Annotated in this window: 11 protein-coding genes; 5 read left to right on the top strand and 6 right to left on the bottom strand. The window is 70.7% G+C overall.

Annotated elements, in window-relative coordinates:
- Positions 1-21: 21 nt before the first annotated feature.
- The 3 genes from FDA94_RS09470 to FDA94_RS40395 form a co-directional block, all read right to left on the bottom strand.
- Positions 22-1,011, bottom strand: coding sequence for an ABC transporter substrate-binding protein (locus FDA94_RS09470; RefSeq protein ID WP_246059692.1), 990 nt, complete (start codon positions 1,009-1,011; stop codon positions 22-24).
- 134 nt (positions 1,012-1,145) lie between these two features.
- Positions 1,146-2,339 carry an MFS transporter gene (locus tag FDA94_RS09465; RefSeq protein ID WP_137246663.1) on the bottom strand — a complete coding sequence of 398 codons (1,194 nt, stop codon included), beginning with the start codon at positions 2,337-2,339 and terminating at the stop codon, positions 1,146-1,148.
- 198 nt (positions 2,340-2,537) lie between these two features.
- Positions 2,538-2,894, bottom strand: a complete 357-nt coding sequence (locus tag FDA94_RS40395; protein WP_246059690.1) for a hypothetical protein — start codon at positions 2,892-2,894, stop codon at positions 2,538-2,540.
- 903 nt (positions 2,895-3,797) lie between these two features.
- Here FDA94_RS40395 and FDA94_RS39065 point away from each other — a divergent pair.
- Entirely contained in the window at positions 3,798-4,724 is a 927-nt protein-coding gene (locus FDA94_RS39065) for a hypothetical protein (protein WP_170990842.1), read from the top strand.
- Between the two features lie 77 nt (positions 4,725-4,801).
- On the opposite strand, the gene FDA94_RS09450 is transcribed toward FDA94_RS39065, so the two are convergent.
- Positions 4,802-5,170: a hypothetical protein gene (locus FDA94_RS09450; RefSeq protein WP_137246662.1), complete on the bottom strand. Its 369-nt coding sequence runs from the start codon at positions 5,168-5,170 to the stop codon at positions 4,802-4,804.
- 189 nt (positions 5,171-5,359) lie between these two features.
- Here FDA94_RS09450 and FDA94_RS09445 point away from each other — a divergent pair, with 189 nt between their 5' ends.
- Entirely contained in the window at positions 5,360-6,346 is a 987-nt protein-coding gene (locus FDA94_RS09445; RefSeq protein ID WP_137246661.1) for an aldo/keto reductase, read from the top strand.
- A 13-nt stretch (positions 6,347-6,359) separates the two neighbouring features.
- Entirely contained in the window at positions 6,360-6,929 is a 570-nt protein-coding gene (locus tag FDA94_RS09440; RefSeq protein WP_137246660.1) for a dihydrofolate reductase family protein, read from the top strand.
- Here the strand turns inward: FDA94_RS09440 and FDA94_RS09435 are convergent.
- Positions 6,902-8,293 (bottom strand): MFS transporter, encoded by a 1,392-nt coding sequence (locus tag FDA94_RS09435; RefSeq protein WP_137246659.1) that lies wholly within the window; start codon positions 8,291-8,293, stop codon positions 6,902-6,904. The genes FDA94_RS09440 and FDA94_RS09435 overlap by 28 nt on opposite strands.
- A 184-nt stretch (positions 8,294-8,477) precedes the next feature.
- Positions 8,478-11,162: an aminotransferase gene (locus FDA94_RS09430; RefSeq protein ID WP_137246658.1), complete on the bottom strand. Its 2,685-nt coding sequence runs from the start codon at positions 11,160-11,162 to the stop codon at positions 8,478-8,480.
- Between the two features lie 133 nt (positions 11,163-11,295).
- Here FDA94_RS09430 and FDA94_RS09425 point away from each other — a divergent pair, with 133 nt between their 5' ends.
- Together FDA94_RS09425 and FDA94_RS09420 are read left to right on the top strand one after the other, a co-directional pair.
- Positions 11,296-24,078 (top strand): hemopexin repeat-containing protein, encoded by a 12,783-nt coding sequence (locus FDA94_RS09425; RefSeq protein ID WP_137246657.1) that lies wholly within the window; start codon positions 11,296-11,298, stop codon positions 24,076-24,078.
- Positions 24,078-25,886: a hypothetical protein gene (locus FDA94_RS09420; RefSeq protein ID WP_137246656.1), complete on the top strand. Its 1,809-nt coding sequence runs from the start codon at positions 24,078-24,080 to the stop codon at positions 25,884-25,886. Before FDA94_RS09425 ends, FDA94_RS09420 begins: the two co-directional genes overlap by 1 nt.
- Positions 25,887-25,890: the final 4 nt, after the last annotated feature.

Genomic DNA, 25,890 nt, shown 5'->3' with positions numbered 1-25,890 from the left:
GGGCGGGACGGCCCCCGGCTCCTAGTACTGGCGGGTCGGCAGGGCCTGCTTGGCCTGCTCCTGGGTGAAGGTGGTCTCCTCGGTGACGACCCGGTCGGGTACGGTCTCACCGGCGAGGACCTTCTTGGCCAGGTCCATCAGCTGCGGGCCGAGCAGCGGGGAACACTCGACGATGTAGTTGATCTTTCCGTCGGCGAGCGCCTGCATGCCGTCCTTGACGGCGTCGACCGTGATGATCTTGATGTCCTTGCCGGGCACCTTGCCCGCGCCCTCGATCGCCTCGATGGCGCCCAGGCCCATGTCGTCGTTGTGCGCGTAGAGCACGTCGATGTCCGGGTTGGCCTTCAGGAAGGCGTCCATGACCTCCTTGCCCTTGGCGCGGGTGAAGTCGCCGCTCTGGGAGGCGATCACCTTGAACTTGGGGTCGGCGCCGATGACCTCGGCGAAACCGGCCTTGCGGTCGTTGGCGGGGGCCGAGCCGGTGGTGCCCTGGAGTTCGACGATGTTCACGTCGCCGGTCTCGGAGGCGTACTGCTCGACCAGCCACTGGCCGGCCTTCTTGCCCTCTTCGACGAAGTCGGACCCGAGGAAGGTCTTGTACAGCGTCTTGTCGGGGGAGTCGACGGCGCGGTCGGTCAGGATGACCGGGATGTTGGCCGCCTTGGCCTCCTGGAGGACCGTGTCCCAGCCCGACTCGACCACCGGCGAGAAGGCGATGACGTCGACCTTCTGCTGGATGTACGAACGGATCGCCTTGATCTGGTTCTCCTGCTTCTGCTGCGCGTCGGAGAACTTGAGGTCGATCCCGGCCGCCTTGGCCGACTCCTGCACCGACTTGGTGTTGGCGGTACGCCAGCCACTCTCGGCGCCCACCTGGGCGAAGCCCATGGTGATCGTCGAGTCGCCGCCACCGCTGGCGGGAGCGCCGCCTTCGGCCGTCGTTTCGCCGCCACTGCCGCACGCGGTCGCGAGCACGCCGACCGCCACCAGAGCCATGATCTTCTTGAACAAGGCCAAGTCCCTTCCGTATTTGTTAGCGCTCACACAATTTGCCCGGCCGGGAATCAGAGTGAAGCTTGGTCTGCCGTGTCGACTGTGAGCGCTAACATAGACGAGCGTCAAGAGTCCGCCTCGTCACGGTACGGTCACATGCGCTGAACCGACTTGTGAGCCATGGCGCCGTACGCGAGAGACACCACGACGACCAGCACCGGGAAGGCGATTCCGGCCAGGAGCCCGGTGCTCAGCCCACCCCCGGTCGCGTCGGCGACGGCCCCCGTGGTCCACGGTCCGACCGCCGCGCCGAGGTCGCCGAAGACCGCCAGCACCCCGAACATCGCCGCCCCGCCGAGGGGGAACCGGGCCGACGCGAGGCTGAAGGTGCCGGGCCACAGGAGGCTCACCGCGAACCCGCACAGGGCGCAGCCCGCGAAGGCCAGCACGGGGTTGGACGACAGGCTGGCGAGCAGGTAGCAGAGCGTCGCCAGGGCGCCCGAGAAGACCATCGCCGGCACCAGGGGGATCTTCTCCCCGAACAGTCCGTAGACGATGCGCCCGATGCCCATCAGCACCGCGAACAGGCACGGCCCGGCCAGGTCGCCCCAGACCTTCGACGCCCCGAGCCCTTCTTCGGCGAACAGCGACGACCACTGCGACATCGTCAGCTCCGAGGCGCCCGCCGCCAGCATCAGCACCATCGCCGCGATGAACGCGGGCGTGCGGAACAGCGAGATGAGCGAGGTCCGGTGCGCGTCGGGCACGGTCTCGGGCATCGGCACCCGCAGGAACGCGACCAGGTTCGCCAGCGGCACCAGCGCCCAGATCAGCGGCAGCACGTACCAGGCCTCGCGGCCGATCCCGGCCAGCAGCAGGGTCGACCCGGCGACCACCGCCACCTGCCCCCAGCAGTAGAACGAGTGCAGCAGGCTCATCGCCGCCGCCTTGCCCTCCTGCGGCGCGGGCAGCGCGTCCACGACCGGGCTGACCAGCACCTCCAGCAGCCCGCCGCCGATGGCGTAGACGACCACCGCGACGCACAGCCCGATGTACGGCGTCGGCGCGACGAACGGCGCCACCGCGAGCAGCACCAGCCCGGCCGCCGACATCACATGAGCCAGCACGAGCGGCCCCCGGTAGCCGAGCCGGTCGACGTAGCGCACGGCGATGATGTCGGTCAGCAGCTGGGCGCCGAAGTTGAGCAGCACCAGACGTCCGAGCATTTCCAGCGGCAGCCCGTAGGCGGTCTGGAACACGATGAACAGCAGGGGGGCCAGGTTGTTGACGATGGCCTGGGTGACGTAGCCGGTGTAGCAGGCCCAGCGCGTAGCCGTGTAAGACACCCGAAACCCCCCGAAGGCGACAGAAATCACCCGATGTTAGTGGAAGGTTCCGGGTACGCAGAAGGGCCGCGCATCCCCTAAGGGATACGCGGCCCTCTGACTGCCACTGGAGGCAGATTCCCAGCGCGAGCCACGGTCGGCCTTCGGCCGCCCGCGGCTCGCTCAGCCGTCAGCTCTCATGGAGCCCGAGTCGGAGACTCAGGTGGCCACGCGGAACGGAGGCGTCTGGTTGACCCAGTCGGTGCAGTTGTTCGGGTAGGCCGCCGGACCGAGCAGCTGGCCCGGGGCCAGGAAGCCGCCGGGAATGGGCACACCCACCTGGCAGACCGTCCGGTGGATGCCACCGGAGGTGGTCTGAACCGAGACGTGCAGGGACGGAACCCCCGCGAGATCGATGATGATCTCGGACGATACCGACTGCACATCGGCCGGGTAGCCGAGCAGCGTGGACAGGTTGTGCCACATCGGCGTCGTCCGCGGGTCGCGAATCCACGTCTCGCCGTTGGGCCGGACCGAGACCTGCAGGGTGTCCAGCAGGAGCGGAGACAGCGACACAGACGTTCCCGCGCCAGGTCCAGGCGGACCCTGCGGACCCACCGGGCCGGCCGGACCGGCAGGACCGGCAGGACCGGTCGCACCAGTCGCACCGGTCGCACCAGTGGCACCGGGCGTACCCGCCGGACCAACCGGACCCACGGGCCCAGCCGGGCCCTGGGCGCCCGTCGGACCGGCCGGGCCGGTCGGCCCCTCCGGACCAACCAGACCCGGGGCACCCGCCGGACCAACCGGGCCGACAGGGCCGACAGGGCCGGCCGGGCCAACCGGGCCGACCGCACCGGGCGTACCCGCCGGACCACCCGGACCCGCGGGTCCAACCGGACCCTGGACGCCCGCCGGACCGGCCGGGCCGGTCGCACCGGGCGTACCCGCCGGACCCTGCGGTCCAACCGGGCCGATGCCACCCTCCGGGCCGGCCGGACCCACGGGTCCAGCCGGGCCCACCGGGCCGAGCCCACCCGCGGGGCCTGCCGGGCCCACAGGACCCGCCGGGCCCTGCGCACCGGGCGTGCCAGGCGCACCCGCGGGGCCGACCGGACCAACCGGGCCGATCAGACCCGTGCTACCGATCGGACCCTGGGGACCGACCGGACCCTGGGGTCCAGCCGGGCCTTCGGGGCCAGCCGGGCCCTGGGTGCCAGTCCCCGCGGGGCCCTGGGGTCCAGCCGGGCCCGCGGGGCCCTGGGGTCCCTGCGGCCCAGCAGGGCCGCCCGCCGGTCCCTGCGGTCCCTGCGGTCCCTGAGGTCCGAAGGGGCCACGCGGTCCCATCGGGCCACGCGGGCCCATCGGACCACGCGGGCCACGGATGATGATGGGCTTCTTCCAACGCGGGTCGTCGTGCCACCCCGCCACACTCTGTGCCCGCATGGGGGCCGTTGAGTTGACGGGCACGTTAGGGTTTTGGGCCCCCTGCTGCGCGCCGGGCACCTGAGCGCCCTGCTCACCCTGCGGACCCTGCGGCGTGGCGACCTGCGGCTGCTGCGGCTGCTGCTGGTTGTCCCAGCCGCCCTGCTGGTTGTCCCAGCCGCCCTGCTGCTGGTTGTCCCAGCCGCCCTGGTCGTTGTTGTCCCAGCCGCCCTGGTCGTTGTTGTCGTCCCAGCCGCGGTCGTTGTTGTCGTCCCAGCCGCGGTCGTGGTGGCCGTGGTGGCCGCGGTCGTGGTGACCGTGGTCGCCGTGGTCGTGGTGGCCGTGGTCGTGGTGGCCGTGGTGCTCTTCCTCTTCGTGGTGGTGGCGGTGCTTCTTCTTGTGGTGCTTGTGGTGCTCTTCGAAGCGGTGGTGGTCGCGGCGGTGGTGGTGCCGCTCGTGCACGTGGTGGTGGTGGTTGCAGCGGTCGTGGTGGCCGTGGCCCCAGTCGCCGTCGCCGCCCCAGCCACCGGTAGCGCCCCAGCCCTCGTCGTCCCAGCCGCCGTGGTGGCCGTGGTCGCCGTCCCAGCCGTGGTGACCGTGGTGCCCGTGGTCACAGTGGTGGTGGGAGCGGTGGACGAAGTGCTGGCGGTGGTGACGGTGGAAGAAGCGGTGGTGACGGTGGTGGTGGTGGCGGAAGCGCTTGATCACCTTGATCTTGACGCGCTTCAGCGGCCGCTTCTCGTTGAACTTCCAGCCGATCGCGCCGATGTTGTCGCTCAGCATGCTCGCGCCGGCGACGGCCGAGCTGCTGGCGCTGACGCCGGTGGCACCGGTGAGAACCAGGCTGCTCGCCGCCACAGCGACGGCGAGCGCCTTGGCGCCGCGGACGGCGCGACGACCGAACTCGCGCCCTTTATCCTGAAAAGTCATGTCAGTCCATGCTCTTTGGTACGTGCATCCGAATTACGGCATCTGAATTGATTCCGTAATGCTGAGTAGGGTGCCCGGTGCACCAAAAAGCGAAAAGCTGGACATAGCTAACTAACGTAAACGACTTTCTATTGCGCAGGAAAAGCGCCGACGTTCTGACATGAGAGGACGTTCGTCATCGCCTCGCGGACTTCGCTGGTCGGATCGCTCAAATCCTCGACGGTGACCCCCCGCAGCGCCGAGCGCAGACGCGTCAGATCGGCGGTGAGCACGGGGTTCGCGCGATCCGAGACGTCGTCGAGGCGGCCGGCCACCAGACCGTCGATAACGGTGAGCGTGGCGGCGAGATTCGGACTTTTCGGATCAATCTCCTGAACTTGGGCGACGATTTCGACGGCGGCTTCGCATGGTGTCCGGTTATCTGCCCAAAACAGGACGTATAACCCCAGGCCCGACATGACTAATATGACGGAAATTGCGACGGCGACGCGGGGCATTGGCACTCCGAAATGACGAGGGAACACGCCACAGGATGCCGTGAATAGGGGAAAGGTTGTCTTCCTGTGACGAATACGTTGGAGTTCCGGGAATTGCCCGTCCCGACATTTCCGTATTTGTCGTGATGTACCGCTTGACCTGGAGCGCGGTCCAGCACGCAGACTCGGTCGCGACGACGGGAGGAACACATGAGATACCGCACGATCGGCACCACGCCCGCGACCCGGCGCGAGGTGAGCGTGCTGTCGCTGGGGGCGATGCTGTTCGGCTCGGTGACCGACGAGGCGACCAGCTTCGCGATCCTCGACCGGTTCGTGGAGGCGGGCGGCACCTTCATCGACACCTCGGGCAACTACGCCTTCTGGACCGACGGGAGCCAGGGCGGCCACAGCGAGGAACTGCTCGGCCGCTGGCGTAGGTCGCGGGGGGTCGGCCGCGAGATCGTGATCGCCACCAAGGTCGGCGGCCGGCCGCTGGCCCCCGGCACGAGCTACACCGACAACGCCGAGGGGCTGTCGGCGAAGGTCATCCGCGAGTCGGCCGAGCGCAGCATGGAGCGGATGGGCCTCGACCGGATCGACGTCCTCTACTCGCACATCGAGGACCCCCGCACCCCGGTCGAGGAGACCGTCGAGGGCTTCGCCGCCCTGGTCGCCGAGGGCCTGGTCGGCATGCTCGGCGTCAGCAACCACGCCGCCTGGCGGGTCGAGCGGGCCCGCGCCCTGGCGAAGCAGCGGGGGCTTCCCGGCTACGAGATCCTCCAGTACGCGCACAGCTACCTGCGCCCCCGGCTGGACATGCCCGACGCGCTGTTCCGCGACGGCAACCTCGGGACGGCGGGGCCCGACCTGCTGACGTACCTGAGGGAAGAGCGGGAGCTCGTGCTGGTGGCCTACTCGCCGCTGCTGTCGGGCCGCTACACGCGGACCGACAAGGAGTTCCCGCCCGACTTCCGGCACCCCGGCGTGGACGCCCGCCTGGCGAAGGTCCGTGAGATCGCCGCCGAGACGGGGGCGACGGTCAACCAGGTCGTGCTGGCCTGGCAGATGGGCCACGAGGTGCCGATCGTCCCGCTGGCGGGCGCCTCGTCGGTGGCGCAGCTGGAGGAGAACCTGGCGGCCGTCGACCTGGAGCTGACGCCCGAGCAGCGGGCGGCGCTCGACGCGACCCACTAGCTAGCCTGGTGGAATGCGGAAGATCATGATCACGACGGCGGTGTCGCTCGACGGTTACATGGAGGGGCCCGGCCGGGACATCTCCTGGCACCGTGTCGACGCCGAGCTGCACCGCCACCTCAACGACCTGCTCGCTCCGCTGAGCGCCTTCATCGACGGGCGGGTCACCCACCAGCTGATGGCCGACTACTGGCCGACCGCCGGCGAGGACCCGGCGGCCTCCCGGGAGATCGCCGACTTCGCCGAGATCTGGCTCTCCAAGAAGAAGTACGTCTTCTCCCGCACGTTGCAGGAGGACCGCTGGAACACCGAGGTGGTGCGGGAGTTCGACCCGGAGTGGGTCAGGGAGCTCAAGGCCACCTCGGGGGCCGACATGGCGCTCGGCGGGGCGAACCTGACGGCGCAGTTCATGCGCCACGGCCTGATCGACGAATACCGGCTCTACCTGAACCCGGTCGTGGTCGGCGGCGGCACCCCGCTGTTCCCGCCCGACCTCACGATGGACCTGCGGCTGATCGAGACCCGGCCGTTCGGCCAGGGCGTCGTCGAGCTGACCTACCGGCCGGGCCCGAACAGGTCGTAGAGGGCGACCAGCAGCGCGGCCACCACGAAGGCGGCCGAGGTGAGCATGGCGACCTGGAAGCTCTCCGCCCAGTCGCCGCGCGAGGTCGCCAGGTGGGTGAAGTAGACCGCGCCGACGGCCGCGATCCCGGCCGCCGACCCGATCCGCTGCCAGGTCTGCAGCACGCCCCCCGCGCTGCCCGCCCGCCTGACCGGCACGCGGCTGAGCGTGAGGGTCTGGTTGGGCGAGATGACGAGCCCGCTGCCGATGCCCGACAGCAGCAGCGGCCCGGCCGCCGCCCATCCGGCGTGCCGGCCCGGCACCTCGTGCACGGCCAGCATCGTGGCCACGAACCCGACGGCCACGATGAGCAGCCCCCACGCGACCAGCGCCCGGCCGTAGCGGTGGACCAGCCGCCCGCTGAACCCGGCGGCGATGCCCGAGCCGATCGCGAACGGCACCGAGGCGAGCCCGGCCATCAGCGCCGAGTACTGCAGGCCGTTCTGCAGGAACAGGGTGAACACGAAGAAGATCGCGGTGAACCCGGCGAAGTAGAGCACGCCGATCAGCCCGCCGAGCGTGAACGACCGCGACCGGAACAGGTCCATGTGCACCAGCGGTTCGATCCGCCGGCCCGCCCGCAGCTCCCACCGCACGAACCCGGCCAGCACGGCCGCCCCGGCCGGGACGAGCAGCCACTTCGAGGCCCCAGGCCACTGCCGCTCCTGCAGGAACGGCAGCAGGGCCAGCATCAGCCCGGCGGCCAGCAGCAGGACGCCGACGGGGTCGAATCCGGCCTTCAGGGTGCGGCGCACGTTCTCGGCCGGCAGCAGCCGCATCGCGAACGGCAGCGACAGCAGGCCGATCGGCAGGTTGACGTAGAAGACCCAGCGCCAGCCGTTCTCCTCGCCGAAGATCTGGATCAGCACGCCCCCCAGCAAGGGGCCGACGGCGGTCGACAGGCCGATCACCGCTCCCAGGTAGCCAAAGGCCCGGCCCCGCTCCGAACCCTGAAACATCTCCTGGATGTAGCCGCTGACCTGCGGCATCATCAGGGCTCCGGCCGCTCCCTGGACCAACCGGGCGATGATCAGCCACCACTCGTTCTGGGCCGCGCCGCAGGCCGCGCTCGCGAGGGTGAACAGCACGATCCCCCACATGAACACCGCCCGGCGGCTGCGCGCGTCGCCCAGCCGCCCGCCGGGGATGAGGGCGAGGCCGAAGGTGAGGGCGTATCCGGAGACCACCCACTGAAGCCCGCTGTCGCTGGCGCCGATCCCGGTCTGGATGTCGGGGAGCGCGACGTTGACGATCGAGACGTCCAGCAGCGTCATGAACGCCGGGACGAGGCAGACGGCCAGAGCGCGCCAGCGACGGGGATTCATACCCGTCCAGTGCCCTCACCCGGGGACTCCCAGTCACCGCGGACCGACCATCGCCGAGGGTGTGCCGAAATCTGGCCATGGTGCTCGAAGAGCTTCGTGACCTGCTGAATCGGCACGCCGGCGATCGTGTCGGACGTGCGCCTGCGTCGCCGGCCGGTGGGCGAGCGCGCCGCAGCCTGACCGGTCACCACCCGTCGCGCAGGGTCCGTTCGAGGGCCGCGGCGAAGAACCCGGCGCTCTCCTCCGACAGGACCATCGGCGGCTTGATCTTCAGGATGTTCAGGTGGTCGCCGGTCGGCTGCACGACCACGCCGAGCTCCAGCATCCGGTCGCAGATCGCCGAGGTCTCCTCGGTGGCCGGGGAGCCGTCGGGCCGGTTCAGCTCGACGCCCATGTAGAGACCGAGGCCGTGGACGGCGCCGATGATCGGGTGCTTCTCGGCGAGGGTCTCCATCAGGTCGCGCAGCCGGTCGCCCACGGTGAGGGCGTTGGCCTGGAGGCCCTCCTGCTCGATGACGTCGAGCACGGTCATGCCGGTGACGCAGCTGACCGGGCTGCCCCCGGCGCTGGAGAAGAAGTAGCCGACCCTGCGGTAGGTCTCGGCGATCTCCCTCGTGGTGATGACCGCGCCCAGCGGATGGCCGTTGCCCATGGCCTTGGCGATCGTGATCACGTCGGGCACGACGCCCTGCTGCTCGAAGCCCCAGAAGTGACGGCCGAGGCGGCCGTAGCCGACCTGGACCTCGTCGGCGACGCACAGCCCGCCCTTCGCCCGCACCGCCGAGTAGACGGCCGCGAGGTAGCCGTCGGGGAGCGGGATGCCGCCCGCGTTGCCGTAGAAGGCCTCGGCGATGAAGCCCGCCGGTTCGCCGATCACGGCGAGGGTCTTGGCGAGGGCGTCGGGGTCGCGGTGCGGGGCCGGGACCGGGCGGACCCAGGCCGGGCGGGTGGCCAGGGCGTTGGGGTTGTCGGCGGTGGACGTGCTGACGGCGTCGGAGGCCATCGTCCAGCCGTGGTAGGCCTCGGCGACGCAGAGCGTCTCCTCGCGGCCGGTGGCGACCTGGACCAGCCGCAGCGCCAGGTCCACCGCCTCGGAGCCGCTGTTGACCAGGAACACCGTGTCGAGCGGGTCGGGGGCCAGGTCGGCCAGCCGCCGGGAGAACTCGGCGATGGCGCGGTAGTTGAACCGCGAGTTCGTGTTGAGCAGGGCGAGCTGCCGTGAGACCGCCTCGGTGAGGCGCGGGTGGGCGTGGCCGATCGCCGCGACGTTGTTCACCATGTCAAGGTAGGTACGGCCGTTCACGTCGGTGAGGTGCTGCCGCCAGCCGCGCTCGATCCGGGGCGGGTCGGCGTAGTAGTGCTCCTGGACGTCGGCGAGGGCGTCGCGGGAGAAGGGGGCCGGTTCGGGGGCCGGGCGGATGCCGAAGAGGGGGCCCGGGTCGGGGCAGACCGCCTGCCAGGCGCCCGACTCCTCGGGGGTGACGAAGGCCGGGGGTTCGAGGTCGCGTACCGAGCAGAGGGTCGCGTAGACCGGACCGGAGACGGCGCCGATCTGGTCGCCGGCGCGGACCGGGCCCTCCCACAGGTCGACCCCGCTCAGCCGCAGGTCGAGGGTGGCGCCCCGCAGCACCCCCAGATGCACCTCGCCGTCGAAGGGGGCGTGCACGGCGGTGCCCGCCGGGAGGCGCGACTCGACGCCGAGCGGGACCGTCGCGGGCGCGTCGAAGGAGTGGATCCGGGTCTCGGTCAGCCGGGGTTCGCCGGCCCGATGGGCGACGCCCTCTTCCGGCGTGTACGCCTCCACCACCCCGCCCGGCAGATCGCTCGTCACCGAGAGGTCCCGCACCGGCAGCACCGGCACGATCGGCGCCGCGAAGAACCGGGCCGGGGGAGTCTCCCGGAACGCCGCCTCGGCCACCTCGAACGGCAGGCTCAGCGCGGTCTCGAAGGCGCGGAACTCGGCGTCCTGCCGCTCGGTCGCGTAGTCGTTGTCGGGCTCCAGCAGCGCCTGGTGGACCCCGCTGACCACCAGCACCGCCGCGCGCGCCACGATCGCCGGCCAGAGCGCGGCCAGCTCGTCGCCGGTCAGCGGCACGACCCGCTGGAAGGCCCGCACCGCCGGGAGGATCGCCAGCGGCCGTTCCGGCGCATGGTGCAGCAGCGACGCGCAGGTCACCGCGAGTTCGCCGACGATCCAGCCGTGCCCGAGGTCGCCGAAGTCGATCACGCCCTCGGGGACCGGACGCCCGTCGGGGCCGATCGAGCAGACCACGTTGTCGTCGGTGAGGTCGCCGTGGATCGCCTGCGTCCGCAGGTCCGCGGCCAGGGCGTCCAGCCGGTCGCAGGCCTGGTCGGCGGCCCGGCGCACCAGGTCGCGGCCGGTCGACAGCGAGCCGATCATCTGGTCGATCTCGGTCCGGGCCCGGCGCAGGTCCCACTGGGAGACGCGGTCGAGGCCGGGGTGGTCGAGGTCGGCGAGGTTGGCCACGAGCCGGCCGGCCAGGTCGCCGAGCCGTCCGACGACCACGGGCGCGAGATAGGCGTGGTCGATCAGGGGCGTGCCCGGCACGAACGTCAGCAGCCGCGCCCGCAGCCCGTCGCCGAACCTGGCCACGTGTCCGCCGCCGGCGGCGGGCCGGGGCTCGGGGACCTTCATCCGGCCGGCGAGGTGCAGCAGCGCGGCGTCCTGGGCGTCGAGTTCGGCGTCGGTGTAGCCCGCGTTGGCGACCTTCAGCAGGAACCGGCCGTCGACGACGTAGTTGCGGTCCTGGTTGCTGCCGACCTCCCTGATCTCGCCGCGGACGCCGAAGCAGGTGTCCGCGACCTCCCGGGCCTGGTCGAGGGTGAGATCAGGACGGACGACGTTCATGTCGCCAAGTCTCGCATCACCAGACAAACCGAAGTGATCTGAGTTGTCACCGTTTCGGTAGATAGCTCTTCTTTGCCGGATCGGCGAGCATGAGGCGGCCGATTCGGGGGCCGTCGATGGAGGGGACTTCCGCGTGCGTAGCGATGCTTCGATCCCGAGCTATGAACGACTCTTCGGAGAACTCGATCTGCGGACGGGAGATGAGGCGCGCTCGGTCTACTCGCCCGCGGCCTATCTGACCGACCTGCTGACCTTCCTGCAGGAGACCTTCCAGCACGACCCCGGCGGGGTCTCGCTGCTGAGCCGCCGCCCCGGCATCGGCCGGATCCCGCTCGACGAGGAGAACACCACCACGACCGTGCCCTACCTCGACATCGTCAACGAGGTGCTGGAGGCGCTGGTCGGCGACCGCCCCTACGACCGGTTGCCGGAGCTCAAGCACCCGCTCGCGCTGCCGTTCTCGCTCGACGCGGCGAGGTTCACCACCTACCTGCGCCACCTGGGCGTCGACCCCGTCGAGTTCCACCGCCTGTTCGCCGCCGAGGTCGACCGCGACCGGGTCGCCCGCGACCACCTCGGGCTGACCGATGCCGACGTCGCCGTCATCACCACCCCGCGCACCGACGCGGCCGGGCTGGCCGAGGCCTACGGGCTCGACGACGAGGCGTCCACGGTCCTGCACGATGTCGAGCGCTTCATGAAGGCCACCTCCCTCACCGGCCCGGAACTGACCGAGCTCCTCTACGGCGACCCCGACCTGGAACGTTCCCTCTCCGGCGCCTTCGTCCACCAGGGCGCCGTGGTCGAGGTCGGCGAAGACGGCCGGACGCTGACGCTCCGCGACGGCGGCGCCGTGCCCGACGCCTGGCTCGACCGCGCCCACCGGTTCATCCGGCTGGCGAAGAAGACCGGCCTGTCGTTCACCGACCTCGACCGGGTCGTCGGCGCGTTCACCTCGGTCCTGGACGCCGGGACGTTACGCGCGGTGGCCGCCGCCACCCACCTCCACCGCGCCCACGGCGTCCCGTTCGACCTGATCGAGACGCTCACCACCCGCACCCTCCCCGCTGAGGTCGGCGACCTGCCCCGTCCGGCGGGCGACATCCTCGCCCCGCAGAACCGGACGTTCCGCCGCGAATTGGCACGTTCCATCGATCTGGCCGAGTCGGAGCTGGTCGAGACCGTACGCCGGTTCCGCGACCGCTACGCCGGGCCGCTGGAGGAGAGCCCGTTCGACCGGGAGATCAGCCGGGCCTCGATCGTCGTCCTCTACCGGGTCGCCCGGCTGACCGGGCACCTCGGGCTGTCGGTCGCCGAGCTGTTCGCGGTGCTGACCGCGCTGGAGAACGACCCCGCCATCGAGCGCCACTCGACCTTCCCGGTGCTGCCGGTGCTCGCGCCCTCGTCGGCCGACGTCCACCGGATGCTCGAACGCGACGACGATCCCGTCTCCTCGCTCTGGCTGGCCCAGACGCTCGTCGAGGTGGTGGCGTGGATGCGGTCGTGGGGGTTCGCGGGGGAGGACCTCACGGGCGTCCTCGGCGAACCGGCCACGCCGGAGTCGGAGGCCGAGCAGGCCGAGGTGATCGCCTCGGTCGCCGACGGGTTCGCCGCCGTGGCGCTGACGCCCGAGGCGTTGGTCTCCGACCGGTTCGACGAACGGGCCGGGCGGGTGATCCACGAGGCGCTGGCGGCCCGCCGCGACGGCGTGGTCTCCCCGCACGACCCGCGCCTGCTGCGGCTCGATCCGGCGGCCGTCGCCACCGCCGCCTACGACGCGGTCGACGACCTCGGCGTGCTGGCCAAGGGCGACTTCGAGGGGCTGGGGCTGGCCGACCGGCTGACGTCCAAGATCTTCGCCAACCTGGTGATCCGGGGGATCCTGCGGCCCGACGGGCTGCTCGCCACCGAGGACCTGCCCGACCGGCTCACGCTCGCCGGCGACTTCGCCGCCCACCGCGACGGGCTGTTCACCGTGATCGCCGGGCTCCAGGGCGCCTTCTACCCCTCCGACCTCGCGGGCGCGCTACCGGAGCTGGGCGAGGCCGACCGGGCCGAGCTCTACGACAACCTGATCCACAACGGCCATCTCAGCGACGAGGGCGACCTCACCGACCCCGACTTCTTCGCCGAGCCGGTCAACGTGACCGAGTTCCGGGTGAACGCCGTGCTCGACGACGTCGCTCCGGCCGTGCTCGCGCTGCTGCGCGACCGGGTGTCGGCGTACCGCGCGGCCGAGATCGAGCTCGACCGCGCCGCGTTCGCCGAGCTCAAGCTGACCGCCGAGCAGTTCGACTCGCTCGCCCGGAGCCTGCGGTTCAACGGCTTCGTCGACGCCGACCTGTGCTTCACCGACAAGGCGGCCCTCGCGGTGCTCGACGTCGCCGACTTCGGGATCGCGCTGGAGTTCTATCCGCTCCGGCGGGTCGTCCTCGACGCGATCAAGGCCCAGCTGGCCGCCGTCAAGGCCGAGATGCACCTGCTCACCCCCGACGACTTCGCCGCGCTCGCCGACGGGGCCATGGCGACCCGCGTGGTGACCCGGCTCGAAGGGCCGATCACCCGTGCCGGGCGGATCCACGAGGAGCTGCGCGCGGAGCTCGACGACGCCGAGGGCACCATCGACCTGGGCGAGGGCTTCACCGCCGGAGACGGTGAGCTCGTCTTCGAGCGCATCGCGGCGCTGACCCGGGCGCAGACGCCCTACCGGATCGACCTGACCGCCCTGAGCGAGCTCGGCTTCGACGACGACGAGCGGCCCCGGCTGGTCGAGATGCTGGTCGAGGCCGGGCACCTGACCCCGTCGCTGGCGATCCCCGAGGGCCGGCTCGGCTACTTCCGGCAGGTCACCAGCGCGCTCGACTTCACCCTGCCGGGCGTCGACGACTACGCCAAAGACGTCTTCTTCGTGCTGCACGCCACCGCCAAGGAGCAGCTGGCCGCGATCGGCGAGATCGCCGCCACCCTCGGCGACCTCGCCGACCGCCAGCACCGCACGCTGCTCAACGTGCTTCAAGACGTCTTCGGGGTGTCCTCGCAGGTCGTCGAGGCCATCGGCGCGGCGGTCGCCCCCGGCGCACTCGACGTGCTGGTCGCCCCCGCGGTCAAGGGAGCGGCCGGGCCCGACTTCCGCCGGGTCTACCGGCGGCTGCGGCGGTTCGCCCGGCTGGCGGCCAAGCTCGGCCTCGACGTCGACGAGGTCGCCGTCGCCTTCCGCGACCAGGACCTGGCCGGGAAGTTCCCCGAGCCGCTGGCGCTGCCGCGCGGCGTCGACCGGTTCGACGCCCTGCTGACCGGCCTCGACGGCCTGATCCTGCTGTTCCGGGGCACCTCCTACTGGACGTATTCGGCCGGCCACGAGCTCTCCGGCCAGCGGCCGAAGGCGCTCACCGAGCTGTCGCCCCGGTTCTCCCGGCTGACCGCGATCGACGCCGCGTTCACCCGCGACGGCGCCGACTGGCTGATCGGCCGGGGCGACGACGGGAGGTCGCACGCCTTCACCCGCGCGAAGGGCGAGACCCGCTGGGCCCCCAAGGCCCAGACCTGGGGTTCGGTGCGCAACGGCTTCACCGCCCCCAAGAAGATCGACGGCGCCTACGTCGACGCCGAGGGCCGCACCCACCTGTTCACCGGCGACCAGTATCTGCGCTACTCGGCCGACGGCCCGTTCACCGTGGCCGACGAGGGCTTCCCGAGGTCGATCGCCGAGTGGTGGCAGGGCGACACCCCGCTCCCCGAACGGTTCCGCGACGCCGTCGACGCCGTCTTCCACGGCCACGACGGCCGCACCCACGTGTTCTCCGGCGACCGGGCCTTCGACGGCCGGCAGGAGCAGCCGATCACCGAACGGTGGGGCCGGGTCCGCAACGCCTTCGACGGCGCGACCCGCGTCGACGCCGCCTACGCCGACGCCGAGGGCTACCTGCTGTTCGCCGGGAACCAGGTGGTCCGCTACACCGACAACCCCGAGAACGACGAGGTCCGGGTCGCCGACGGCTACCCGCAGCGGATCGAGACCTGGCGGCCGGGCCTGCCGGTCAGGTTCGAGAGCGCCGTCGAGGCGGCCTTCGCGGTCGGCGACACCGTCCACCTGTTCAAAGACGGCCAGACCGTCGCGCTGCCCGGCGGCCAGCCCCGGCCGACCGCCGAGGTCTGGGGCGTGCCGAACGAGGCGCTGCCCGGCGGCCGGGTCGACGCCGCGTTCGTCGGCCTCGACGGGAAGACCTACCTGTTCAGCGGCGACCGGTACATCCGCTACTCCTCGGCCGACTATTCGGTCGTCGACCCCGGCTACCCGAGGGCGATCGAGGGCGACTGGGGCGGGCTCGACCGGGTCGACGCCGCGTTCGTCATGGACGGCTCGGCCCACCTGTTCGGCCCGGTCGGCCTGATCCTCGACCTGCCGGCCGACTACGAGGCCGAACTCGCCGACGGGAACTGCTCACCCGCGCTGCGCCGCCGCCTCCAGGCGCACGGCGTCTCCGTCGGCGCCACCGCCCCGGTGACCGGGGTTTCCCCGCAGTGGGAGGTGACCGCCGAGGGCGGGATCCGGCTGACCGTCCGCCGCGTCGGCGACCGGATCAAGGTGTACGGCGACGACACCCCCTTCTACGTCCGCTACTCCACCCGCGACTACACCCGGCCCGACGAGGGCTACCCGAAGCCGCTGGCCGAGAACTGGCTGAACCTGCCCGACTCGTTCGACACGATCGACGCCGTCTTCACCGGCCGCGACAACGAGACCTGCCTGTTCAGCGAGGGCCGGTTCGCCGTCTTCGACGACCGCCACCGCTGGTGGTCGGAGCCGATGCCGCTGCGCGACCGGTGGGACAGCATCCCGTTCGAGCAGGTCGACGCCGCCTTCGTCGGCAAGGACGGCAAGACGTACGTCTTCTCCGGCCCCGAGTACGTGCGCTACTCCACCGCCGACTACAGCGAGATCGACGACCGCTATCCGGCGGCGACGGCCAACTTCTGGGGCAACGTCGTCAACACGATCCAGCGCACCGGCCGGGTCGACGCGACGCTGGTCGTCGACCTGACCGAGAAGGCCGACGGGATCGAGTCGACGCACACCTACACCTATTTGTTCTCCGGCGCGCAGTACGTCCGCTACCGCGACCACGACTACGACCGCGTCGAGTTCGGCTACCCGAAGGCGCTGTCGTCGCTGAAGTCGGAGCCCCGGCTGAAGGCGCTGACCGCCGACCTCGACGGGGTCGACGCGGCGTTCGCCGACGGGCGGACCGTCTACCTGTTCCGGAGCGACCGGTGGCACGCGGTGTCCGACTCCCTCACCCGGACGTACGAGATCCCGGGCATCACGGCGGCCTACGTCGACCACGGGTCGGTCATGGTGCAGACCTCGGCCGGGTGGCGGCGGCAGCACGCCCTCGAAGGGCCCGCCTTCAGCGCGGAGACCCGGCCGCTGGCGCTGCGGACCGTCCCGGCCGACTACCGGAGCGGCCTCGACGCCGTGCTGACCGGGGCCGACGGGAACGTCTACCTGTTCAAGGGCCCGATGTGCTTCAGCACGGCCGTCGGCAAGGACTACCCCCTCGACGAGGAGTGGGGCCGCCCGCGCAACACGATCTACCAGGACAACTCCGTCGACGCCGCGTTCGTCGGCCGCGACGGGCGCACCTACCTGTTCTCCGGCGACCAGTTCGTCGTCTACGGCGACTCGCCCGACGTGATCGACGGCGAGCCGAAGCCGATCGCCGACCACTGGGGCGGGCTGACCGGCGTGACGCTGGCCTACTACCGCGACGGCAAGACGTACGTGTTCGAGCACCCCGACGCCTCCGGCATGATGCGGCACCTCGTCTACTCGGGCGACGAGGGGGCGTACACCACCCCCGACCCGGGCTACCCCACGCTGACCGACGAGACGTTCTGGAAGGCGCCCGACGGGTTCCCGATGCCCGACGCGGTGGTCTTCGAGGGCGACACGATGGTGCTGCTCGCCGGGGAGCGCTGCGTGCAGTTCAGCGAGGCGACCGGGCTGTGGTCCTACCCCCGGCCGATCGAGCGCGTGTGGCGCGGCTTCTCCGTCGCGACCGGCGACCGGCTGCGGGCGGCGTTCACCGGGGCCGACGGGGCGACGTACTTCTTCTTCACCGAGACCTACACCCGCTGGGCCGACCGGGCGTTCTCCGCGCCCGAGGAGATCCGGTCGCGGTGGGGCCGGTCGGTGAACCCGTTCGGCTCCCGCGTCGACGCCGCCGTGGTCTTCGGCGGGCACACCTACCTGTTCGGCGGCTCCCAGTACGTCCGCTACACCGGCGCCGACTACCGCCACACCGACCCGGGCTATCCGAAGCCCATCTCGGTCGAGCTGCGCCGGGAGGCCGCGTTCGCCGGGCTGCCCGAGGCGTTCGAGGACGCCGTGCTCGACGGCGCCGTGACGGCGGCGGTGGCCAACGGCCGCACCGCCCATCTCGTCGTCGGGAGCACCGTGTTCGCGGTGTCGACGGCGCTGACCGCGACCTACCCGCTCGGGCTGCTCGGCCGGGTCCGCAACACCGTGGCCGACCGGCGGAAGGTCGACGCCGCGCTGGTCCGCGACCGGCACACCTATCTGTTCTCCGGCGACCAGTACGTGCGTTACACCGGCGCCGACTACTTCTACGTCGACGAGGGCTTCCCGCGCACGATCGAGAGCGACTGGACCGGCCTGCCGCCCGAGTTCCGCGACGGGGTCGACGCCGCGTTCCTGCGGGAGGGCGTCGTCCACTTCTTCAAGGGGACCAAATTCACCGCGGGGGGCGTGCTCGGCGACGTCGCCACGACGTTCGGGAAGATCCGCAACGACTTCGCCGACGGCTCGGCCGTCGACGCGGCGTTCGTCACGGCGAAGGGCGAGCTCTACGCGTTCCGGGGCGGCCAGTACGTCCGCTACTCCTCGGCCGACCTGAAGCACGCCGACGAGGGCTTCCCGCGTACGATCCGCGACGACTTCGGCGACCTGCCCCGCACCTTCGAAGAGGGCGTCACCGGGGCGTTCACCCTGGGCGAGGCCACCTACCTCGTCAAGGACGACCGATACGTGCGCTACTCGGGCCGCCTCGACATGATCGACCGCACCTTCCCGCAGCTGTTCCGGCACCGCTGGTCGGACGCCGCCGACTACCGCCTCTCCGACGTGTACACGATCACCGAGTTCGCCGACCTGACCCGCCGCCACAGCGGGCTCGCGGAACTGCTGGCCAAGGGCGCGGCCGAGCCGTACGAGAAGCTGGCCGAGATCTTCCCCTGGGACGTCGAGGAACTCCGCTGGGCCAAGCGCAACGCGGGCCTGATCACCGAGTTCCCCGTCGAAGACGAGCGGTTCGAGATCGAGTTCCTGCTCAAGCTGGTCCGCCTGTTCGCGGTCGCCGCCAAGACCGGCGCGGGGCCGTCGAAGCTCCACGGCGCGACCGCCGACACCCTGGAGGCGCTGCTGCCCGAGGCTCTCGTGCCCCTGGCGCACGGCGACCTCAACGTGCTCAAGCGCGACGCGCTGGTCGCGGCGGTGCTGCACCTGCACCGCGAGCTGGCCACCGCCGCCCAGATCTACGAGCACGCCCTCATCGACGTCGAGATGGGCAGGGAGGGCGTCACCTCCCGCATCCGCGAGGCCATCGCCGCCACCCAGCTCCACCTGCACCGCTACCTGCTCGACCTGGAGGAACTCACTTCGGAGGAGGAGGTCAAGCCGAAGCTGCGCACCTGGTGGACGTGGCTGAAGAACTACCGGATCTGGGAGGCCAACCGGAAGGTCTTCCTGTACCCGGAGAACTACCTCCGCCCCGAACTGCGCGACACCAAGACCCCGGCGTTCAAGGAACTGGAGGACGACCTCCTTCAGGGCGAGATCACCCCCGAGTCGGTGCAGCGCGCCTACAAGCGCTACCTCGACGAGTACACCGAGGTCAGCCGCCTGGCCATCGCCGGCGCCTACGTCTACAAGGCCGACGACGACGCCGAGGGCACCCGGCAGCTCGTGCTGTTCGGCCGCACCCGCACCGAACCGCGCCGGTGGTACTTCCGCGAGGCCGAGTTCCGCGACGGCGAGCGCCTGTCGGCCAGCTGGGAGCCGTGGTCGCGCGTCGACGTGCAGATCGAGGCCGAACAGGTGCACCCCGTGCACGCCTTCGGCCGGGTCTTCGTCTTCTGGACGATCGTCGAGTCGGTCGCCCCCGAAGACACCGGCAAGACCGTCATCACCGCCACGACCAAGGGCGACGAGCAGAACGTGTCGGCCCCGCCGCCCAAGAAGCGGGTGAGGGTCTGCTACTCCTTCCAGAACCTCAACCGCGAGTGGGTCGCCCCGCAGACCCTCCCGCCGGGCGCGCCGCACGACGGCGTGATCGTCGTCGACGAGCTGACCGTGCGGGCGTCGTCGACCGTGCCGGGCAAGGGCACCCACGACTCGATCGTGGTCTCCGCCGCCTACCGGGCCGCGGGCGTCGGTTTCACCACGTCACACGCGCTCACTCCCGAGTTGTACGCCCTCCCGATCGAGGCCCCGGCCTCCCTGCCCCGCCCGATCGACCTCGGCAAGGTGTTCGCCGAGCCGGTCGGCGGCCTGATCCGGTTCAACATGCCGGCCGAGTCGACCGACGGTGCGTGGTTCAGCGTCGACCACAAGGGCGGCAGCTTCCTGGTCCGCCCGATCACCGCCGACCCCGGCGAGGACGCGCGGGTTCTGCCGCTGAAGGAGAACACCCACCGGCTGCCCGGCCAGGGCGGCGACCGGACCGGCGCCGCCCAGTGGACCAAGATCGACGCCGGGTTCCAGCGTGGCGACTCCCGCTACTACTTCAACGGCCCCGACTTCGTCGTCATCAAGCCCACCGGCCCGATCCGCACCACCACGGAGAAGATCGCCGACCGGTGGGGCGACGCGGGCGACTCGGAACTGTCCCGGACCGGCCGGGTCGACGCGGTCCTGGTGCGCGACGGCCACTACTTCATCTTCACGGGCGCGGAGTACTACCGCTTCACCGACCTCAACCGCATGGACCTCGGCTATCCGAAACTCATCAAGGAGAACCCCGACGGCCTGCCCAAGTGGAACTCGATCAACGTCGCGTTCACGATGGACGGCACCGAGTACTTCATCAACGGCACCGACCTGATCACTCGCGACATCGAACTGGGCACGTTCTCCGACCCCACGAAGGTGGCCAGCCGCTGGGGCACCAAGTCGCGGGTGCAGGCCGCCCTCACGCGGGGCGGCACGCTCTTCCTGATCTTCGACTCCACGTACGCGAAGTACTCCGACGTCAACCAGCACAGCCCCGACAAGGACTATCCGCGCGACCTCAAGGGCAACCCCGACCTGCTCCCCGGCGACCGCAAGATCAGGTCGGCGATCGACATGGCCGGCACCCCCTACTACTTCGGCGACGACACCTACACCACCGGCACCGACCCCACCCCCAGGCCGACCCGGCCCCTCGGGCGCGTGTCGACCGGGCTCAACCTGGGCGCGTCGATCGACGTCGCCTACGTGGACGGCGACCACCTCTACCTGGTCAGCGGCCTGGAGTTGTTCCGCTACACGATGACCGGCAACGAGATCCCGGCCGTCGCCGACGCGGGCTACCCGAAGACCCTGCCGCAGGAGATCGACGCGACCTTCAAACGCGGCGACCAGCGGTACGTCTTCGCCGGCGACGCCTACACGGTGATCCCGGCCGACAAGGAACTCACCACGATCAAGGACTTCGTCCCGATCGAGGGCAACTGGCGGTCGCTGCCGCCCGACTTCGTCGGCACCTACAACGGGGCCATGGACACCGACGCGGAGCTCATCCTGTTCCTCGGCGTCAACTTCGCGGTCAACCCGAAGGGCGGCGTGCTGGAGCGGCCCTACGAGTGGGCCTCGGTGCCGCACGAGATCGTGCGGCTCACCTCCAGCACCGCGTTCGAGCTCAACCGCCGCCTGCTGGTCGGCGGGGTCCCGGCGCTGCTCGCGCCGGAGACCCAGGAGATCGACGAACTGCCCTCCTTCAGTACGTCGGACTCCGGCACCACCGTCATCAAGGTGCTCGACGACCTGGCGGGTGTGCCGGCGAGCAGCCACATCGACTTCCAGAGCGCCAACGGCCGCTACTACTGGGAGATCTTCTTCCACGCGCCGATGCTCATCGCCCAGGCGCTCAACGCGGCCCAGCGCTTCGAGGACGCCAAACGCTGGTACGAGTACGTCTTCGACCCCACCGAGCCGGAGCGCTACTGGCGGTTCCTGCCGTTCCTCGCGATCGACCTGCGGGCGCTCGCCGAGGGCTGCCGGATCGACCTGCGCAACCTGCCCGCCCAGGTCGGGCTCGACATGACGCCGCTGCTGGCCGACCTCGAGACGCTGGCCCCGCTGTTCGACCACGCCCGCGCCTGCACCCCCGCCGACCTGACCCTCCTCGACGGCCTGGCCGACCGGGCGCAACCCTTCGCGACTCATGACCGGCTGCGCGAGAAGGTCGGCATGATCGCCCGCCTGCGCCGCCAGTACGACCTCATGGGCGACCGGGGCGCGCTGCTGAAGGCCTACCTCGACGACCCGTTCGACCCGCACGCCATCGCCGCGCTGCGGCCCACCGCCTACCGGCGGGCGGTCGTGATGGCCTACGTCGACAACCTGCTCGACTGGGGCGACCTGCTGTTCCGGCAGTACACGATGGAGTCGGTCGACGAGGCGAGGATGCTCTACATCCTCGCCTACGACCTGCTTGGCGACCGGCCGCAGGGCGTCGGACGGCGCCGCCTGCCGGACGTGCGGTCCTACAAGGAGCTCGACCCGGCCGAAGAGGGCGACCCCTACGCCGAGCGCGTCACGGCGGGCGGCAGCCTGCTCGACGGCATGGGCGCCATCCACCGGGGCGTGGCCGACGGCTACTTCTTCATCCCGGGCAACGCGGTGCTCGGCGAGTACTGGGACCGGGTCGAGGACCGGCTGCGCAAGATCAGGGCCTCGCTCGACATCCTGGGCGTCAGCCGCCCGCTGCCGCTGTTCGAGCCGCCCGCCGACGTGATGGCGCTGGTCAGAGGGGCTGCCGCCGGGCTCACCCCCGACCAGGCCGGCGCAGGGCTGGCGGGGCCGGTGCCGCACTACCGGTTCGGCTTCCTGCACCGCAAGGCGCAGGACCTCGTCGACCGGCTGCGCGCCTTCGGCGGCGAACTGCTCGGCGTGCTCGAACGCCGCGACGCCGAGGAGTTGTCGATCCTGCAGAACCGGCAGGAGGCCAACATCCGGCAGATGACCCGGGCCGTGCGCGAGGCCCAGGTCGAGGTGGCGACCGAATACCTCGCCCAGATGGAGGCCTCCCGCGAGGCGGCCGAGGCGCGGCAGAAGTACTACGAGAAGCAGATCGCCGACGGGCTGACCTCGCTCCAGCGGTCGCAGCTCGACATCATGACGGCCGCCGCCGCGTCCCACCTGACCGGCGCGGGCCTGAAGGTCGGCGCGGCCATCGCGTTCGCCGCCCCGCAGGTGCTGGCCGGTCCGTTCATCCTGGGCACGATGATCGGCGGCGAGCAGGTCGGCAAGGTCATGGAGACCGGCGCCGAGATCGCCGAGGCGCTCGGCGAGGGCCTCAGCGTCCTGGGCGAGCTCTATGGGGTGCGCGTCGAACAGGAACGCCAGGAAGACGAGTGGGGCTACCAGGTCATGCTGGCCAAGGCCGACCACCGCGAACTGGGCCACCAGGTCGCGTCGGCGCGGGCCCAGCTCGCCCAGGCCCAGCGCGACCTGGAGATCATCGACCAGGAGATCGCCGACCTGGAGGCGGTCGCCACCTTCCTCACCGGCAAGTTCACCAACGCCGAGCTCTACCAGTGGAAGGCCGGCCGCCTGGCCCAGATGTACTTCGCCAGCTACGGCCTCGCCCACGAGACCGCCAAGGCGGCCGAGCGCGCCTACCAGTACGAACAGGGCGTGAGCGACACCTACATCCAGCCGGTCTACTGGGAGAGCCGCCGCTCCGGCCTGCTCGCGGGCGAGGCCCTCGGCGTCGACCTCGAACGGCTGGGCAACGCCTACGTCTCGGCCGACGGCCGGGGCTTCGAGATCACCAAGCGGATCTCGCTGCTCCAGCTCGACCCGCTGGCCGTGCTGAACCTGAAGAACGACGGCCGCTGCGAGTTCGCCCTCACCGAGGCGCTGTTCGACCGCGACTTCCCCGGCCACTACGCCCGGCGTATCAAGACGGTCTCGGTGGTCTTCGACGGTCCGGAGGGCCCGCTGGAGGTGAACGCCGTGCTCACCCAGACCGGGCACAAGACGGTGCTCACCCCCGACCCCAAGGCCGTGCGCTACCTGCTCGACGCCAAGGGCGACATGCCCGCGTCGATCAGGTCCGACTGGCGGCCGACCCAGCAGATCGCCCTGTCGGACACCGAGCAGCACCGCGACAACAACGGCCTGTTCGAGCTCCGCTTCGACGACGAGCGCTACCTCCCCTTCGAGGGCACCGGCGCGGTCTCGACGTGGAAGATGGAGGTCACCGGCCGCCGCCCGTGGGACCTGTTCGACGTGACGCTGCTGGTCAAGTACACCGCTGAGCAGGGCGGCGACGTCTTCGCCAACGCGGTCAGGGGGATGCGCAAGCCGTACGCCGCCGCCCGCCACATCGATGTGGCCGGGGAGTTCGCGGCCGAGTGGCAGGCCTTCACCGACGGCGGCGACCTGGTGCTGCCGCTCTCGCCCGAGCTGTTCCCCGACATCGTCGGCGTCCAGCTCACCGGCCTGTACGCCCGCTACGACCTGGCCGACCAGGGCTCGGCCCGGCTGCTGCTGAACGGCCAGGCCGTCAACGACGGCACCATGCTCCGGGTGCCGGGCCTGCGGGCCGAGGAGCTGACCTTCACCGGCGACGGCGACCGCGAGGCGCTGTTCAACGTCGGGCTGATCCTGACCTACCGGGCGGCGTGATGCTGAAGAGGAAAAAGAAGCAGAAGAAGCCGAGCACGACCACGACGACGACGCCCGCGTCCCAGACCGGGAACCGGGTGCCGTCGCCCGGCTTCAGCCTGGCCGGCATCTTCGGCCTGTCGCGCACGCCGGCCCGGCAGCAGCCCAGCCGGCAGAACCCGTCCAACACCACCACGACCACCACCGTGAGCTCGACCCGCACGCCGTGGACGCGGTCCACCCCCACGCAGCGCCCCCAGCGGAGCGACATCACGATCCACAACCGGCGGTCCGGCGAGGGGAGTTCGTCGTCCTCGTCGGAGCCGGAGAAGGTGGTGATCCCCGACGACGTGCCGGAGTCGAACGAGTCGGGGGAGTCGTCCGCCGACCAGGGCATCCCGTCCGGGGTGCTGCTGGCGATCGAGGAGATGGACGAGGTCCTCCAGCTCCCCGGGGCCGACGAGGCCGTCTACCTGCCAGTGGGCTCGCTCGGCCTGACCTTGAAGATCGACTACGGCCCGCTCCGGCGGATGGAGGACGGCGAGGAGGCCGACTTCATCAACGCCCGGATGGCACAGATCATGGGCGGGCCCTATCCGATCGGCGTCCCGTTCATGCGGAAGTACGGCACCTCCGACCCGCGCATGACCGTCTGGGTGATGCGGGCGCTGTGCCTGCTCTCCGACAACGCCGAAGAGTTGTCGGCCATGGGAGTCGACCCGAAGAAGGCGGTCGAGCGGCTCATCGCGATGGCCAAGAAGCAGAGCCGGATGTCGATCTCGGCCCCCTCCCACGGGTTCGAGATGCAGATCCTCCAGGTCGGCGGGTTCGTCGAGAGCAAGCTGCTGGCGGACCTCCTCCCGCCCAACCAGCCCACCGTCCTGAAACTGCTGTCGCTCTACCACCCGGCCAGGACCGAACGCGGCGAGATCCTGATCCTCCCGCCGCTCAAGACGCGGCAGCTCGACCTCCAGCTCAAGAAGCTGATGCACCAGGTCGTGGTCGGCGAGTACAAGGCCTGGCGGGAGACCGGCAAGCCGCTGGCGCACCACTCCATCGGCGAGATCGCCAAGGTGGCGGGTTTCCTGCAGGGCTGGCTGAAGGAACGCTTCGGCACGTTCCCGCTGGCCGCCGTCGACAGCATCTACCACAACGGCTGGACGTACGAGAAACAGATCGTGAGCACGCTGAGCAAGCCGGGAGACGACAACGAGCTGCTCGGCTGGCTCATGAACCGCGGCCAGCTCGTCGGCTGGGGCAAGAACTACGGCGCCCCCTTCACGGCCGCCAGCTACGACCCGTCGCGGCCCCAGGACCGGGAGGCGCTGCAGAAGATCTACGACGACCTGCTGGGGGACCCGCAGTTCAGGAAGGCGCTCACGGCCGTCAGCAAGCTGACCGCCTGCTGCGCCAAGGGGCAGGGCAAGATCATGGTGCAGCCCCTCTACCCCAGCACCAAGGTGGTCACCCGGGTCCAGTTCCACTGGCGGCAGGCCCGGACGCTGATCCACGAGTTCCTGCACGCCCTCACCCACCAGAACCTGACGGAGGCCTCCCGGGGCATCGGCGAGGCGCAGGTGCTGACCGAGGGCCTGACCGACCTGCTCACCGCACACTTCTTCGCGCAGCTCGTCGAGGAGGTGCGGAGCAACGGCGAGATCCGGCAGCTGATCCTCGGCGGCGAACCCTTCGAGGAGCCCGCCGCCAAGCACCTGGAGGTCGGCTACGGCGCCGCCGGCGAGAAAGCGAAGATCATCAAGGCCCTCGTGGGCATGGACAACCTGATGGCCGCCTACTTCCTGGGCGCCGTCAAATTCATCGGCCTGTAGGTGA

The organism is Herbidospora galbida, from assembly GCF_005233835.1.
GTDB classification, from domain to species: domain Bacteria; phylum Actinomycetota; class Actinomycetes; order Streptosporangiales; family Streptosporangiaceae; genus Herbidospora; species Herbidospora galbida.
This window is presented reverse-complemented; position numbering and strand designations above follow the sequence as displayed.